This is a genomic window from Bacillus sp. H1a (assembly GCF_000633475.1).
Lineage (GTDB): Bacteria > Bacillota > Bacilli > Bacillales > Bacillaceae_G > Bacillus_A > Bacillus_A paramycoides.
In genome coordinates this window covers 179,925-194,510 of sequence record NZ_AYMH01000003.1, presented here as the reverse complement: position 1 = coordinate 194,510, position 14,586 = coordinate 179,925, and the positions used below count along the sequence as shown (strand labels likewise).

Here is a 14,586-nt window from a genome sequence, read left to right as displayed (position 1 = left end):
AATGGAGATAGTGTATGAAGATTTCCGAGAGGCGTTATCGAAAATAAAATTGCTACGAGAAAGCGCTAATATAATAGAAGAAACTGTTCAAAGAAGTGTAAGAGAAATTGTTCAAAACGTAAGGGAGAGTAAAGATGAGGGTGTATCGTTCTATACAAAAAAGTTTGATGGTGTAGAGATAAAAGATTTTCGTGTAAGTGAGCAAGAAATAAAACAAGCAAGTAAGTTTGTAGAACATTCTTTTTTAGAAGCGTTAAAAGAAGCGAAGAAAAACATTGTCTCGTATCACGAAAAGCAAAAAAGACAATCTATGTTCGATTGTGAAAGTGAAGGGGTAATTAGAGGGCAGCTCATTCGGCCGTTAGAAAATGTAGGTGTGTATGTGCCAGGTGGAACAGCTTCGTATCCTTCATCAGTATTAATGAATGTATTGCCAGCAAAACTCGCTGGTGTGAAAAAAATTGTAATGGTAACACCGCCGAGACAAGGAGGAATTGATCCGCATATATTAGCTGCTGCAAGCCTTGCAGGTGTAGATGAAATTTATATGGCCGGTGGTGCTCAAGCAATTGCTGCTCTAGCATACGGAACGGAATCGATTCCTAAAGTAGATAAAATAGTTGGGCCAGGGAATTTGTATGTCGCTCTAGCAAAGCGAGAAGTATACGGGGTAGTAAATATAGATATGATTGCTGGACCTTCAGAAATTGTAGTTATCGCAGATGAAACAGGAAATGCCAATTATATTGCTGCGGATTTATTATCACAAGCAGAACATGACGAAAGGGCGACAGCTATTTGTATTACAACGAATATACAGCTCGCTAAAGAAGTAGAAAGAGAAATAGAAAGACAGTTAGACACGTTGCCAAGAAGTGAAATCGCTCGTGAATCAATAAAAAGAAATGGATCAATTTTTATTGTTCCTTCTTTAGAAGAGGCGTTTCAATTATCAAATGAAATTGCTCCAGAACATTTAGAGTTACATATAAAAGAGCCAATGAATGCTCTAGCTTATGTAAAGCATGCAGGATCAATTTTTCTTGGTCCATATGCACCTGAACCACTCGGAGATTATTTGGCAGGACCGAATCACGTATTACCGACAAGTGGAACGGCAAGGTTCTTCTCTCCGTTATCTGTCGATGATTTTGTGAAAAAATCAAGCTTTATTTCTTATACGGAAGAAGCGTTAAAAAGTGTACAACATCATATTGTAGAACTCGCAAATAAAGAAGGCCTACATGCACACGCGAGAGCGATTCAAATTAGGTTTAAGGAGGAAGAATAATGCGCCAATCTAGTCAAGTACGTGAGACGACGGAAACGAAAATTAAATTAAGTTTGCAACTTGATGAAAGTACGAATGTCTCTGTGCAAACGGGAGTTGGATTTTTTGATCATATGCTAACTTTATTTGCAAGGCACGGAAGATTTGGTTTGCAAGTTGAAGCTGAAGGTGATGTATTCGTTGATGCTCATCATACGGTTGAAGATGTTGGAATTGTGCTCGGAACTTGCTTGAAAGAAGCATTGCAAAATAAAGAGGGAATTAACAGGTACGGATCGGCATATGTGCCAATGGATGAGTCTTTAGGATTTGTCGCAATTGATATAAGCGGGCGCTCATATATTGTGTTTCAAGGTGAATTAACAAATCCGAAGCTTGGTGATTTTGACACAGAACTAACGGAAGAATTTTTTAGAGCAGTTGCCCATGCTGCAAATATTACATTACATGCTCGCATACTATATGGAAGCAATACACATCACAAAATTGAAGCTTTATTTAAAGCATTCGGTCGAGCGCTTAGAGAGGCAGTCGATAAAAATGACAAGATTACTGGCGTAAATTCAACGAAAGGAATGTTGTAATTGATTGCAATTATAGATTATGGAATGGGAAATATTCGTAGTGTGGAACAGGCATTAAAATATATTGGAGCAGAGTATATCGTAACGGATGATATAGAAGAAATATTGAGAAGTGATGGAGTTATTTTACCAGGAGTAGGTGCATTTCCGAAAGCGATGGACGTTTTAGAAAAAAAAGATTTAGTATGTGTGCTAAAAAAAGTTGGAAATTCAGGGAAACCGCTTCTGGGCATTTGTTTAGGAATGCAGCTTTTATTTGAAAAAAGTGAGGAACTACAAAACTGTAACGGATTAAATTTATTGCCAGGTGTCATCCGAAAGTTAAAAGTTCCTTATAAAATTCCACATATGGGGTGGAATGAATTAAAAAAAGAAGGAGAAATATCGCTTTGGAGTGGAGTAGAGGACGGTTCTTTCGTATATTATGTTCACTCTTATTATGCAGATTGTCCAAATGAGATTGTGTATGGGGCAAGTGAGTATGGAGTGAAAGTACCTGGTTTTGTAGCAAAAGGAAATATATTCGGTGCACAGTTTCATCCAGAAAAAAGTGGTGAAATTGGGATGCAAATGTTGAAAAACTTTAAAGGAGTGGTAGAAGCATGGAAATCTTCCCAGCTATCGATTTAAAAGAAGGACGATGCGTCAGGCTGTATCAAGGAGAGTTTAGTAAAGAAACGGTGATGAATGAAGATCCAGTCGCACAAGCAATCGTATTTGAAAAACTTGGAGCGAAAATACTACACATTGTTGATTTAGACGGGGCGATTGCTGGAAAATCAGTAAATTTGCATGTCATTGAAGAAATATGCAGGACGGTACGTATTCCGGTGCAAATTGGAGGAGGAGTTCGGTCACTTGCAGCAGTGGAGAAGTTATTGTCAGTAGGTGTAGAAAAAGTAATTTTAGGAACGGCGGCACTTTATGATAAATCATTTTTAGAAGAAGTAGTTCGTCTATATAAAGAGAAAATTATTGTTGGAATTGATGCGAAAAATGGTTTCGTAGCAACGAGGGGTTGGTTAGATGTATCTGAAATTTCTTACATCGATTTAGCGAAGCAAATGGCAAGTTTAGGTGTTCAAACGATTGTGTTTACAGACATATCGAAAGACGGGACGCTTGCAGGACCGAATTTTGAGCAATTAGAGTTACTGCAAAAAAATGTGGGCATTCGTGTAATTGCATCTGGAGGTGTAGCATCTATTCAAGATGTGAAAAGATTACATGATATGAATATATATGGCGTCATCATTGGGAAGGCACTTTACGAGAAAACGATTGATTTAGAAGAAGTGTTAGAGGTTACAAAGCTATGTTAGCGAAACGGATTATTCCATGTCTAGATGTAAAAGAAGGTCGAGTAGTCAAGGGAGTGAATTTTATAGGATTACAAGACGTCGGTGATCCTGTTGAAATAGCAGCTTTATATAATGATGCGGGGGCAGATGAAATCGTATTTTTAGATATTACTGCGACGCATGAAGGGCGAAAAACGATTATAGATGTTGTAGAAAAAACTGCTTCAAAAGTATTTATTCCTCTTACAGTTGGCGGGGGGATTGCAAATGTTCAAGATATGTATAATCTCCTAAGAGCTGGAGCGGATAAAGTTTCAATTAACTCAGCTGCAGTGCGAAATCCAAAGTTAATCCAGGCAGGTGCAGAACATTTTGGATCGCAATGTATTGTCGTAGCAATCGATGCTAGAAAAGTAGCGGAAGATAAATGGAATGTATACGTAAATGGCGGAAGAATTGATACGGGAATGGATGCAATAGAATGGGCGAAGCGTGTCGTTAAGCTCGGAGCAGGAGAAATTTTGCTGACGAGTATGGATGCAGATGGAACGAAAAATGGATATGACCTTCGATTAACAGAAGCAATTTCAAACAGCGTTTCCGTCCCAGTAATCGCATCAGGGGGATGTGGTCATGCGGATCACATTTTAGAAGTATTTCAAAAAACAACAGTTGATGCAGCGTTAGCAGCATCAATCTTTCATTATGGTGAAGCGACTGTACAGGATGTAAAGAAAAAATTAAGAGAAGCAAACGTTGAGGTGCGGTTATGAAACCTAACTTTTCAAAAGGTTTAATACCGGTAGTTGTTATCGAGGAAGATACGAACGAAGTTTTAATGCTAGCTTATATGAATGAAGAAGCGTATGAAAAGACGTTGGAAACGAAAAGAACATGGTTTTATTCTCGTTCGAGACAATCGTTATGGAATAAAGGAGGAACATCGGGAAATGTTCAATATGTTCAATCCCTTTATTTAGATTGTGATCAAGATTCAATTGTTGTTGTTGTAAAGCAAGTAGGACCAGCTTGTCATACGGGAGAGAAAACGTGTTTTCACTACAAAATTATATAGGGGGATACATATGGAAGATATCTTTAAGTTATTATTTGAAACAATTGAAGAACGAAAGAAAAATCCACTTCCTGAATCATATACTAATTATTTATTTTCGAAAGGAGAAGATAAAATTTTAAAGAAAATTGGTGAGGAATGTGCCGAAGTAATCATTGCTTCTAAAAATAATGATAAAGAAGAACTAGTAAAAGAAATGGTTGATGTGTTTTATCACTGTTTTGTTCTATTAGCTGAAAAAAATATTTCATTAGAAGATGTCATGCAAGAAGTGACAGAAAGAAATGGAAAGCTTTCAAGAGTAGGGGACCGAAGAGAAATAGATACATTATAAGGGGGAATATGGATGAAAGTGGACTACCACCTTCATTTAGAAGAAGGGCCGTATTCAATAGGTTGGCTTGCTAAAATAAATGAAGCACTACAATATTATGAACCGCTTAAAGAAGAAAAGCATTCAATAGGCTGGCTTGTGAAAACACAAGAACGCCTGCAAAGACGTGTGAAGGAAGGTCCATTTACAACGAAATGGATTGATTTATATTTAGAAGAAGCTTTGCGAAAAGGTATAAAAGAAATTGGTATTGTCGATCACTTATACCGTTTTCATGAAGCGAAAGGATATTATGAAAAGTATGTAGATATTAGTGATTCTAAGCTTGGTCGTTTACAAAAAGAATGGTTAGATCAAGTAAGAGTAGCGTCTATTTATGATTTTACAAAGGCGATTGAAGAGGCAAAAGAGCGATGGAGAGAACGAGGGATAACGCTCAAACTTGGAATTGAAGCAGATTATTTTATCGGTGGTGAACAAGAGTTAAAAGGCTTACTAGCATTAGCAGATTGGGATTATGTAATCGGCTCGGTCCATTTTATAGATGGATGGGGATTTGATAATCCAGATACGAAAGAGTATTTTGATACGCATGAGTTACATACTTTATATCATACGTTTTTCGCTACAGTTGAAAGTGCCGTTCGTTCCGAGCTTTTTGATATCATAGCTCACCTCGATAACATAAAAGTATTTAATTATCGATTGGATGAGAATGAACAGCTTTCTTATTATAAGGACATTGCTTGTGCGTTAGTGGAAACAAATACAGCAACAGAAATAAATGCGGGATTGTACTATCGCTATCCTGTGCGCGAAATGTGTCCAAGTCCGCTTTATTTACAAGTATTAGCTAAGCATGGAGTTCCAATTACTCTATCCTCAGATGCCCATTATCCGAATGATTTAGGAAAGTATGTGGAAGAGAATATAAAGACATTACGCAATCATGATATTTCTCACATAGCTACATTTACGAAACGAGTAAGAACGATGAGATTGCTTGAAGAAGAAGTAACAATTTCGAAATGAACCATGATTTTTTGATGAAAACCACCCTTTTGGTTCAAAATAAGAAAGAATGAAAAGGAGGGTGAAAAATGGCGAAACAACAAAATAAACAAAATGTTCAAGTGGCAGAACAAGCTTATACTTCTGAATCGAATAATACAGCTAACTCTGTTATTGAGGAACAAATTAGCGATACAGTTGCAGAAGGAACAATCGATGCTAAGCTTGGGAAAGAATCGAAAGAAAAAGCGTAAGAAGAGAGGAGAGATGGATCTCCTCTTTTCTTATGGGAAAAAGTGTCGATTTTCAAAACTATAATCAAATTCCTTGGTTTTTATATGCGGATTTCTTACAATGAAATATAAGAGATAACATATTTTGTATAGAAGAGGTGTTAGTAGTGGCGAAAATATTAGTAGCAGGAAATATTCCAGAAATCGGATTAGGATTATTAAAAAATCATGATGTAGAAATGTATAATAAAGAAGAATTAATTAGTGTAGAAGAGTTAGCAGAACGTGTAAAAGATAAAGATGCACTTTTAAGCTTACTTTCTACGAAGGTAACGAAAGAAGTTATTGATGCAGCACCAAATTTGAAAATTATTGCGAACTATGGCGCGGGTTACGATAATATTGATTACACATATGCTGGAGAAAAGGGTATTGCTGTTACAAATACGCCGAAAGTATCTACAGAGGCAACAGCGGAATTAACGTTTGCAATTCTGTTAGCTGCAGCAAGACGAATTCCTGAAGGAGATACGTTATGTCGTACAACTGGATTTAATGGCTGGGCACCACTATTTTTCTTAGGCCGAGAAGTATATGGTAAAACAATTGGAATTATTGGTCTTGGAGAAATTGGGAAAGCGGTAGCAAAACGTGCGAAAGCATTTGGAATGAATGTTTTATATACGGGGCCAAATCGTAAGCCTGAAGCTGAGAATGAACTGGAAGCGACATATGTAACGTTAGAAGAGTTATTACAAACAGCAGATTTTATTACAATTAACTGTGCGTATAATCCAAAGCTGCATCATATGATTGATGAAGAGCAATTTAAAATGATGAAGAAAACAGCGTATATCGTAAATGCTGCACGTGGTCCAATTATGAATGAATCTGCACTTGCGCATGCATTAAAAACGAATGAAATTGAGGGTGCAGCTCTTGATGTGTTTGAATTTGAACCGAAGATTACAGAAGAGCTAAAAGGATTGAAGAATGTTGTGCTCACACCTCATGTAGGAAATGCAACATTTGAAACGCGTGATGCGATGGCTGAAATGGCAGTTAGAAATATTTTAGCTGTATTAAAAGGTGAAGAACCTGTAACACCTGTAAATCAAAAAGTTTTAGTTGAAAAATAAAAAGAAACCTTCCGAATTCGGAAGGTTTTTCTTATTTTTCTTTATTTGCTTTTTTAGATGGTCTTTGTCTAATAAATTGAGATAGCATATACAAAATATATAGTGGAATGGCAATGAATAAGAAAACAGAAAAATTACCAAAACCTGTTTGGTACATTGTGATAATGATTCCGACTAAAAATAGTGTAATAATTATGCTATATCGTGGAATTGGTACATCTTTTAAACTAGGGATACGAATGCGGCTCACCATTAAAAATGCGAACGTTACAAATACTGTAATAAGAACGATTTTTGGAATGGTATGTGAAAATAATGTTAAGAAGGCGACAAGCCCTCCTGCTGCAGTAATCGGAACTCCAGTGAAATATTTCATAGAAGTAGAAGATGGTGTTACATTAAATCGTGCTAAGCGATATGCTCCGAACAGAGGGAATAATCCCGCTATGTATAGTCCAATGATTCCGTAGTTGGAAAAAGACGTGTAATACATTAAAACAGCAGGTGCTGCACCAAATGTTACAACATCCGCGAGTGAATCAAGCTCTTTTCCCATTTGTGAATCAACGCGTAATAAACGAGCAACACGACCATCAAGACTATCTAACATCATCCCGATAAGTACTAAAATAGCAGCTGATTTATAATATCCTAAAGATGCATAGCCGATTGATAAAAATCCGCTATATAAATTTCCGAGCGTAAATAAGTTTGGAATAGCTGCTCTATACAAAATCTGATCCCTTGCTTTCTGTTATAAATTCTTAATTAGTGTATGAAAGTTTACTTATTTTATCATACCATAAATTTCTTCTTCGTACGAAAGAAATTCCCAATTTGTGAAAGATTTGAAGCGTAAGAAAAAAAGAAGCAACTTTTCATAAAGTTGCTTCTCACCTTATTCGAATTTCGTTGTCATCGTTCCAGTTTTATATCGATTGTTAGGATCAAATCGTAATAAATCTCCATAAATCAGTTTGTCGGAGAATTTTAATTCTGTTTTGGCTTTTTCGATATATGGCTGGCATAGTGCTATGTCAGCCTCTTCACCTGAGCTTCTTTTGTAGCATATATTTTTTGTATAAACATAATCTTCTGTTACAAAACTACCATCGCGCATTACCATAAGTGGATCCTTTTCTTTTATAAATAAGTCAGTTCCAAATTCAATTGATTGATTTGTTTTAATACCAAGTAAATGAAGAAGCGTTGGTTTAATATCAATTTGTCCTGATACTTTAGAAATGACTTTTCCTTCTTGACCAGGTACATGAATGATGAGGGGGACGCGTTGTAATTGCATAGAATCAAACGGTGTAATAGCGTCTTTCCCAAGGAATTGAGCCATAGCTGCATTATGGTTTTCAGAAATACCATAATGATCACCATAAATGACAATAACGGAATTATCGTATAACCCTTCTTCTTTCAATTGATTAATGAATAATTTAAGAGCTTCATCCGTGTAGCGGACCGTTGGGAAATAGCGGTTTAGAACACCGCTTTCCGAATTAAACTCATCAACATATTTATCTTCTGGACTTAGAATAAATGGAAAATGATTTGTTAAAGTAATAAATTTTGTATAGAACGGTTGCGGTAAAGATTTTAACTTTGGAATAGATTGTTCAAAGAACTCTTTATCTTTTAATCCCCAACCGACAGACATTTGTTCAGTGCCTACGTAATCATTTAAATTAAAATAACGATCATATCCAAGTGCAGGATACATTACATCACGATTCCAAAATGTTTTATCGTTTGAATGGAAAACCGCAGAATAATAACCGTATTTTTTTAATTGCTCTGGTGTCGCGGTATATTCATTGTTAGCATGAGTAAAGAATACAGAGCCACGGTCTAATGGATAAAGGGAGTTTTCCACGATAAATTCAGCATCAGAAGTTTTACCTTGTCCTGTTTGATGATAGAAGTTATCGAAGTAAAAACTATCTTTTATAAACTGATTTAAAAATGGTGTAATCTCTTTCCCATTTATTTTTTTATTAATAACAAAACTTTGTGTAGATTCCATTGAAATTAAAATTACATTTTTACCTTTTGCAGCTCCGAATAAGTTTTTATCAACCTGCTTATCTTTTGCGTCTACATAGTTTTTAATTTCTGAAAATCCATCTCCGCTTGCAAATACACGTTCAGCCGAAGATTTGGATTGAAGTGTAATATCAAATAGATGATATGTGTATAAACCTAAATTTTTCACGACAGTTTGACGATCAAATGAGCGTGAGAACATTTGTGGTTTATAAATAACTGAAACAGCAATTTGCAGTGCTAATAGCGCTGTTACACCACTAAAGAAAGTTCGCTTCTCAGAACGAGAAAGTGGCGTTGTATCACAAAATGATGGGAATTTACGTGAAATAAACATTAAAATAATTGTATCTGCAAATAAAAGTAATGTTTTGTACGTAAAGAGCTCTTTAATGCTCGTTCCTAAATCAGCCATGTTATTTGTTTGGAATAAAACAGGGAATGTAACAAAATCGTTATAGAACCCGTAAAACATTGCATTTCCAAATAAAATAAATGACAGTATAAAACTAATTACAATAATAATTCGATTTCGGTACTTAGATGCAAGTAAAGCTAAACCGAAAAATAAAAGTAATGAAGCTAGTGGATTAATAAAAAGCATAAATTCTTCAAAGAAGTTATCAATTTTAATATCAAATGCTAGCTTGTACACAATATATGTTTTAATCCATAATAAAACGACTGCAACGAGTGCAAATCGTAATTTTGGAAACAGATGTTGTAGCATAATATACTCCTCTCCTGAAAGCATGACAGTTCTTGTGAAGTTAATTGCAGTTATCCTCACTTTATATATACGAACAGTCCTTTATTATTATGATTATTATACTATGAGTATCATTATACGAAAATAAAAGAGGATTGTGGGCTTTTTTTGCAACAATTGAGTAGAAAAAGGGAAGTGGGAGACAATAAAATGAAATTTCTATGTATGATTATTATCATTTGCTAAACATAGAAAGTATTGCGTAATGATGCGGAGGTTATAATGCGAAATTTATTATACGTTATAGTATGCAGTGGTTTTATGTTTTTTGCTTCACCGAATATATCAGTAGCACAATATGATACGCCGCTCATGGAAGATGCGCTTTATTCTGTTTTATTTCCAAAAATAAATAGAGCGATTGAAAAACAGTATGGGGGCTTGAAACCATATGAGTGTCCGAGAATTATTAGCTTAAAAAAAATGTATAGTGGTACATATTTATTTCAAGCAGTTATCGAAGTAACGAAATATGAACGAGTTGGTGGGAAAATTGCTCCGCCATTTGAAAAAGTAACAATTACGTTTAATAATGAGGAAGGCGAATGGGAAGTAACAAAGGTTGTAGTAAAACGTTTACCAAATGACACCAAATTAAACTGTAAAAAAACAATTTGAAAAATTGTTTGACAAATAAAATGTTCCTTTGGTATTGTTAATAGCAACATTAGATGTTTGAAAATTAAATAGACTTACCTCATCTACTCTCAAAGGTAGAGGCCGCGATAGGAAAGAGTAAGCTATGGGAGATTTAGTGGAATCTGTGATCATAGGTTGAAAGGGACTATTGCCGAAATATAAGAATGACCACGTTATTCATATATTGGGACTGCATTGAATAAATGTAGTACTGTCATAAGATTTATTTTATGGAGAGCTATTTGGAGATGTTGATGCGGTTTCTTATTTGAGAAGATAACAACTCGTTTATTTTTTCAATATATATTTTTCCTAATAAGAAACGCGTGTGAACATTGTTCCGCGCGTTTTTTGTCTATCTAAAAGCGTGCTGCAATGAATAGAAGATTGGGGTTATGAGTTTTAGAGGAAATAAGGGAGGAATTCAAATGTATTTACACGGCACAAGCCGAATCAATGGGCAAGGACACTTAGAAATTGGAGGGTGCGATACGACGCAGCTAGCAAAACAATACGGAACACCACTTTATGTATACGATGAAGAGTTTATTAGAGAGAATTGTCGTACGTTTCATCGTGCTTTTAAAGGAAGTGGTTTCTCTTATCAAGTAGCATATGCAAGCAAGGCGTTCTTGTGCATGGAGATGTGCCGAGTGGCTCGTGAAGAGAATATGTCTTTAGATGTTGTTTCTGGAGGGGAATTATATACTGCGCTCCAAGCAGGTTTTCCGGCATCTCGTATTCATTTTCATGGAAATAATAAAACAGAAGAAGAAATTATTATGGCTCTTCAGGCAAATATCGGTTGTTTTGTAGTAGATAATTTCTTAGAATTAGAAATTTTACATGACTTAGCGATTCAACATGGGAAATTTGTGAACATATTAATCCGTGTAACGCCTGGAGTAGAGGCACATACACACGAATATATAACAACAGGGCAAGATGATTCGAAATTTGGATTTGGTGTTTCAAATGGTCAAGCGATGCAGGCAATTGAGCTTGCCTTGCAAAAATCAAATTATAATGTATTAGGAATTCATTCGCACATTGGATCACAAATATTTGAAACGGCTGGTTTTGTTCGAGCAATTGAAGTACTACGTCAATTTTTAGAAGAAGTGAGAGAGCGAACAAACTATGTAGTGAAAGTATTGAATGTGGGCGGAGGTTTCGGTATACGTTATACGGAGTCTGATACACCGTTAACACTTGAAACGTATGTGCACGCTGTAACAAGTACGGTGAGAGAGCAGTTTACATTATGTGAATATCCGCTTCCGGAAATATGGATTGAACCAGGCCGTAGTATCGTAGGTGATGCCGGAACAACAATTTATACAGTCGGAGCAGTGAAAGAGATTCCTGGTATTCGGAAATATGTTTCAGTCGATGGTGGGATGACGGATAATTTAAGACCGGCTCTATATGGAGCTCGTTATGAGGCGATGTTGGCGAATCGAGGGAATGATGAAAATGAGGAACTCGTTTCGATTGCTGGGAAATGCTGTGAAAGTGGAGATATGCTTATTTGGGATATTGATCTCCCGAAAGTTGCCTCTTCTGATTTACTAGCGATTTCTTGTACGGGTGCGTATGGCTACTCGATGGCTAATAATTATAATCGTATTCGTAGACCAGCTGTAGTCTTTGCAAAAGGCGGGACGTCACAAATTGTTGTAGAACGTGAAACATATGAAAATATTATTGGGAACGATCGCATACGTATTAAAGAGCTTGTTTAAATGTGAAAAAGGAATTGCTCAGGGTGGGCAATTCCTTTTTAAAAAAATAAAATAATTAAAATATATCGGAAAACTAGGATTGAAAAAAATCAGAATTGTGATAAAATACAAATACAAAGCTTATCAAGAGAAGTGGAGGGAACTGGCCCTATGAAGCTCGGCAACCTGCTTATAGAAAGCAAGGTGCTAAATCCAGCAAAATGGAATCCATTTTGAAAGATAAGGTAAAATATATTACCGAACAGTCTTTTCGAAATGGGAAAGATTTTTTTTATGAATAAAAAGGGGGCTGTTTGCGTGGGAGTACGGGAACATTTTGATGAAGTATCCGAAAAAATTCAAACGATGCTTGTTGATATGAAATATGGTTCAATTACAATTGTTGTGCAAGATGGAAAAGTGATTCAATTGGAAAAAAGTGAAAAAGTCCGTTTAAAGTAAAAAGCGCTGACTAGAAAAACTAGAGGCGGTTTTAATCTATTTTATTAGGTTAAAACCGTCTTTTTGCTGTTACAGGGGGAAAAAACATGTTGACGTACGAAACGTGGGAAGAAAATAGTGTTTCATTTTCTGAAGAAGATGAAACGAAGGGTGCGTTATCGGTATTAAGCTGGGCTTATAGAGAGTATAAAGATGAAATTGTATATGCATGTAGCTTTGGAGTGGAGGGAATGGTTTTATTGCACCTTATAAACCAAGTAAATCCATCTGCTAAAGTTGTATTTTTAGATACAAATGTTCATTTTCAAGAAACGTACGAATTAATTAAAAAGGTACGTGAGAGATTTCCTTCATTAAATATTATAGAAAAACAGCCTGAGTTTACACTTGAAGAACAGGCGAAGCTTCATGGAGAGAAATTATGGGAAAGTAATCCGAATCTTTGTTGTAATATTAGAAAAATTTTACCGTTAGAAAAATCATTAGCAGTCGAAAAAGCGTGGATATCAGGCTTGAGAAGGGAACAATCAGAAACGCGTAAGCACACACAGTTTATAAATCAAGATCGTCGTTTTCAATCTATTAAAGTTTGTCCGCTCATTCATTGGACTTGGAAAGAAGTTTGGCGATATGTATACAAACATAGTTTGCCATATAATCCGCTACATGATGTTGGCTATCCGAGTATTGGGTGTGAGAAATGTACATTGCCTGTAGGAGATGGTGGCGACTCAAGAGATGGAAGATGGGCTGGGAAAATGAAGACAGAATGCGGACTTCACTTTCAATGAGATAGATTTTGAAATAAAGCTAAGAAGGGATATAAAAAGATGAGTACAACAAATGAATTAGTAAACCGTATTGATGAAACATATGACATATCGAACATTGTAAAAGAAATCGAGCTAGACAAAATTGCACTTAGTGATTTAGAACTTTTGGCGACAGGAGGATATAGCCCTCTTACAGGATTTTTAGGGAAGAGAGATTATGACTCAGTTGTAGAAACGCTTCGTTTAGTAAACGGTAGTGTTTGGAGTATACCGATTGCATTACCAGTAACGGAAGAAGAAGCAGAAAGATTGAAAGTTGGAGAAGAAGTAAAGCTTGTTAAAGGTGGAACTGTATATGGTGTTATTCAAATAGAAGATATTTTTGTACCTGATAAAGAAAAAGAGGCGTTACTCGTATATAAAACGACGGATGAGGCTCATCCAGGGGTGAAAAAATTGTATGATCGGCCGAACGTTTACGTTGGAGGCGCTATTATTTTAATACAACGCTCTGAAAATGATCAGTTTGCTTCTTATCATTTAGATCCAATCGAAACAAGAGCGGAATTTAAAAAGCGTGGATGGAAAACGGTAGTTGGGTTCCAAACACGCAATCCTGTACATCGTGCGCATGAATATATTCAAAAATCTGCACTTGAAATTGTCGATGGTCTCTTTTTAAACCCGCTCGTTGGTGAAACGAAATCAGATGATATTCCTGCTGATGTGAGGATGGAAAGTTATGAATTATTACTACAGAATTATTATCCAAAAGATCGTGTTTTCTTAGGGGTATTTCCTGCAGCGATGCGATATGCAGGTCCACGTGAAGCGATATTTCATGCATTAGTAAGAAAGAATTTTGGCTGTACTCACTTTATTGTCGGGCGTGATCATGCAGGAGTAGGAGATTATTACGGAACGTATGAAGCGCAGGACATCTTTAAGAATTTTACAGTAGAAGAGTTAGGGATTACGCCGTTATTTTTTGAACATAGTTTTTATTGCATCAAATGTGAAGCGATGGCTTCAACGAAAACATGTCCGCACGGAAAAGAAGACCACGTCATTTTATCAGGTACGAAAGTAAGAGAAATGTTAAGAAATGGTGAGATTCCGCCAAGTACATTTAGTCGTAAAGAAGTAGTGGAAGTGCTAATGAAAGGTTTGAAAAAAGAAGTAGTAACAGAATAGGG

17 protein-coding genes and 2 riboswitches are annotated in these 14,586 nt (G+C 36.0%); of the genes, 15 read left to right on the top strand and 2 right to left on the bottom strand.

The genetic code is table 11. From position 1 onward, the window contains the following. Nucleotide 1 precedes the first annotated feature (1 nt). From hisD to U860_RS0102650, 10 genes are all read left to right on the top strand, one after another. Nucleotides 2-1,291, top strand: coding sequence for a histidinol dehydrogenase (gene hisD, locus U860_RS0102695; RefSeq protein WP_025147306.1), 1,290 nt, complete (start codon nt 2-4; stop codon nt 1,289-1,291). Continuing rightward, nucleotides 1,291-1,875, top strand: coding sequence for an imidazoleglycerol-phosphate dehydratase HisB (hisB, locus tag U860_RS0102690; RefSeq protein WP_025147305.1), 585 nt, complete (start codon nt 1,291-1,293; stop codon nt 1,873-1,875). The genes hisD and hisB overlap by 1 nt, the downstream gene beginning before the upstream one ends. Then, entirely contained in the window at nt 1,876-2,505 is a 630-nt protein-coding gene (hisH, locus tag U860_RS0102685) for an imidazole glycerol phosphate synthase subunit HisH (RefSeq protein ID WP_025147304.1), read from the top strand. Beyond that, nucleotides 2,478-3,197, top strand: a complete 720-nt coding sequence (gene hisA, locus U860_RS0102680; protein ID WP_025147303.1) for a 1-(5-phosphoribosyl)-5-[(5-phosphoribosylamino)methylideneamino]imidazole-4-carboxamide isomerase — start codon at nt 2,478-2,480, stop codon at nt 3,195-3,197. Before hisH ends, hisA begins: the two co-directional genes overlap by 28 nt. Further along, a complete protein-coding gene (gene hisF, locus U860_RS0102675) occupies nt 3,191-3,949 on the top strand; it encodes an imidazole glycerol phosphate synthase subunit HisF (RefSeq protein WP_025147302.1) in 759 nt (252 codons plus the stop codon). Before hisA ends, hisF begins: the two co-directional genes overlap by 7 nt. Beyond that, entirely contained in the window at nt 3,946-4,251 is a 306-nt protein-coding gene (hisI, locus tag U860_RS0102670; RefSeq protein WP_002171064.1) for a phosphoribosyl-AMP cyclohydrolase, read from the top strand. Before hisF ends, hisI begins: the two co-directional genes overlap by 4 nt. Nucleotides 4,252-4,261: 10 nt before the next feature. Beyond that, entirely contained in the window at nt 4,262-4,585 is a 324-nt protein-coding gene (gene hisE / locus U860_RS0102665; RefSeq protein ID WP_025147301.1) for a phosphoribosyl-ATP diphosphatase, read from the top strand. Between the two features lie 12 nt (nt 4,586-4,597). Continuing rightward, a complete protein-coding gene (locus U860_RS0102660) occupies nt 4,598-5,617 on the top strand; it encodes a histidinol phosphate phosphatase domain-containing protein (protein WP_025147300.1) in 1,020 nt (339 codons plus the stop codon). Between the two features lie 68 nt (nt 5,618-5,685). Beyond that, on the top strand, nt 5,686-5,850 hold the full coding sequence (locus tag U860_RS31095) for a YozQ family protein (RefSeq protein WP_033795362.1): 165 nt from the start codon (nt 5,686-5,688) through the stop codon (nt 5,848-5,850). A gap of 137 nt (nt 5,851-5,987) precedes the next feature. Further along, complete coding sequence (locus U860_RS0102650) at nt 5,988-6,968, top strand: 2-hydroxyacid dehydrogenase family protein (RefSeq protein ID WP_115610283.1); 981 nt, start codon at nt 5,988-5,990, stop codon at nt 6,966-6,968. A 31-nt stretch (nt 6,969-6,999) separates the two neighbouring features. Here U860_RS0102650 and pssA read toward each other — a convergent pair whose 3' ends face one another. Further along, nucleotides 7,000-7,701 carry a CDP-diacylglycerol--serine O-phosphatidyltransferase gene (gene pssA, locus U860_RS0102645; RefSeq protein WP_000285417.1) on the bottom strand — a complete coding sequence of 234 codons (702 nt, stop codon included), beginning with the start codon at nt 7,699-7,701 and terminating at the stop codon, nt 7,000-7,002. A gap of 165 nt (nt 7,702-7,866) precedes the next feature. Further along, nucleotides 7,867-9,753: an LTA synthase family protein gene (locus U860_RS0102640; protein ID WP_025147298.1), complete on the bottom strand. Its 1,887-nt coding sequence runs from the start codon at nt 9,751-9,753 to the stop codon at nt 7,867-7,869. Nucleotides 9,754-10,014: 261 nt separating this feature from the next. Between U860_RS0102640 and U860_RS0102635 the strand changes: the two genes are divergently transcribed. From U860_RS0102635 to sat, 5 genes are all read left to right on the top strand, one after another. Then, the gene (locus U860_RS0102635; protein WP_025147297.1) at nt 10,015-10,410 is read left to right on the top strand and encodes a DUF3888 domain-containing protein; all 396 of its coding nucleotides are present in this window, start codon (nt 10,015-10,017) and stop codon (nt 10,408-10,410) included. 88 nt (nt 10,411-10,498) lie between these two features. Further along, nucleotides 10,499-10,680, top strand: a riboswitch (Lysine riboswitch). Nucleotides 10,681-10,859: 179 nt separating this feature from the next. Continuing rightward, entirely contained in the window at nt 10,860-12,176 is a 1,317-nt protein-coding gene (gene lysA, locus U860_RS0102630; RefSeq protein ID WP_025147296.1) for a diaminopimelate decarboxylase, read from the top strand. Between the two features lie 117 nt (nt 12,177-12,293). After that, a riboswitch (SAM riboswitch) is annotated at nt 12,294-12,402 on the top strand. Nucleotides 12,403-12,473: 71 nt separating this feature from the next. Continuing rightward, nucleotides 12,474-12,617 (top strand): YezD family protein, encoded by a 144-nt coding sequence (locus U860_RS31090; RefSeq protein ID WP_033795361.1) that lies wholly within the window; start codon nt 12,474-12,476, stop codon nt 12,615-12,617. Nucleotides 12,618-12,703: 86 nt separating this feature from the next. Further along, the gene (locus tag U860_RS0102620) at nt 12,704-13,408 is read left to right on the top strand and encodes a phosphoadenylyl-sulfate reductase (RefSeq protein ID WP_025147295.1); all 705 of its coding nucleotides are present in this window, start codon (nt 12,704-12,706) and stop codon (nt 13,406-13,408) included. A 39-nt stretch (nt 13,409-13,447) separates the two neighbouring features. Next, on the top strand, nt 13,448-14,584 hold the full coding sequence (gene sat, locus U860_RS0102615; protein ID WP_025147294.1) for a sulfate adenylyltransferase: 1,137 nt from the start codon (nt 13,448-13,450) through the stop codon (nt 14,582-14,584). The last annotated feature ends 2 nt before the right edge of the window (nt 14,585-14,586 follow it).

Excerpts from the sequence above, each read along its gene's own strand:
- hisE (WP_025147301.1), top strand. The coding sequence starts at position 4,262 with ATGGAAGATATCTTTAAGTTATTATTTGAAACAATTGAAGAACGAAAG.
- hisI (WP_002171064.1), top strand. The coding sequence starts at position 3,946 with ATGAAACCTAACTTTTCAAAAGGTTTAATACCGGTAGTTGTTATCGAG.
- U860_RS0102640 (WP_025147298.1), bottom strand. The coding sequence starts at position 9,753 with ATGCTACAACATCTGTTTCCAAAATTACGATTTGCACTCGTTGCAGTC.
- sat (WP_025147294.1), top strand. The coding sequence starts at position 13,448 with ATGAGTACAACAAATGAATTAGTAAACCGTATTGATGAAACATATGAC.
- hisD (WP_025147306.1), top strand. The coding sequence starts at position 2 with ATGGAGATAGTGTATGAAGATTTCCGAGAGGCGTTATCGAAAATAAAA.
- lysA (WP_025147296.1), top strand. The coding sequence starts at position 10,860 with ATGTATTTACACGGCACAAGCCGAATCAATGGGCAAGGACACTTAGAA.
- hisB (WP_025147305.1), top strand. The coding sequence starts at position 1,291 with ATGCGCCAATCTAGTCAAGTACGTGAGACGACGGAAACGAAAATTAAA.
- hisA (WP_025147303.1), top strand. The coding sequence starts at position 2,478 with ATGGAAATCTTCCCAGCTATCGATTTAAAAGAAGGACGATGCGTCAGG.
- U860_RS0102660 (WP_025147300.1), top strand. The coding sequence starts at position 4,598 with ATGAAAGTGGACTACCACCTTCATTTAGAAGAAGGGCCGTATTCAATA.
- U860_RS0102635 (WP_025147297.1), top strand. The coding sequence starts at position 10,015 with ATGCGAAATTTATTATACGTTATAGTATGCAGTGGTTTTATGTTTTTT.
- U860_RS0102620 (WP_025147295.1), top strand. The coding sequence starts at position 12,704 with ATGTTGACGTACGAAACGTGGGAAGAAAATAGTGTTTCATTTTCTGAA.
- hisF (WP_025147302.1), top strand. The coding sequence starts at position 3,191 with ATGTTAGCGAAACGGATTATTCCATGTCTAGATGTAAAAGAAGGTCGA.
- U860_RS31095 (WP_033795362.1), top strand. The coding sequence starts at position 5,686 with ATGGCGAAACAACAAAATAAACAAAATGTTCAAGTGGCAGAACAAGCT.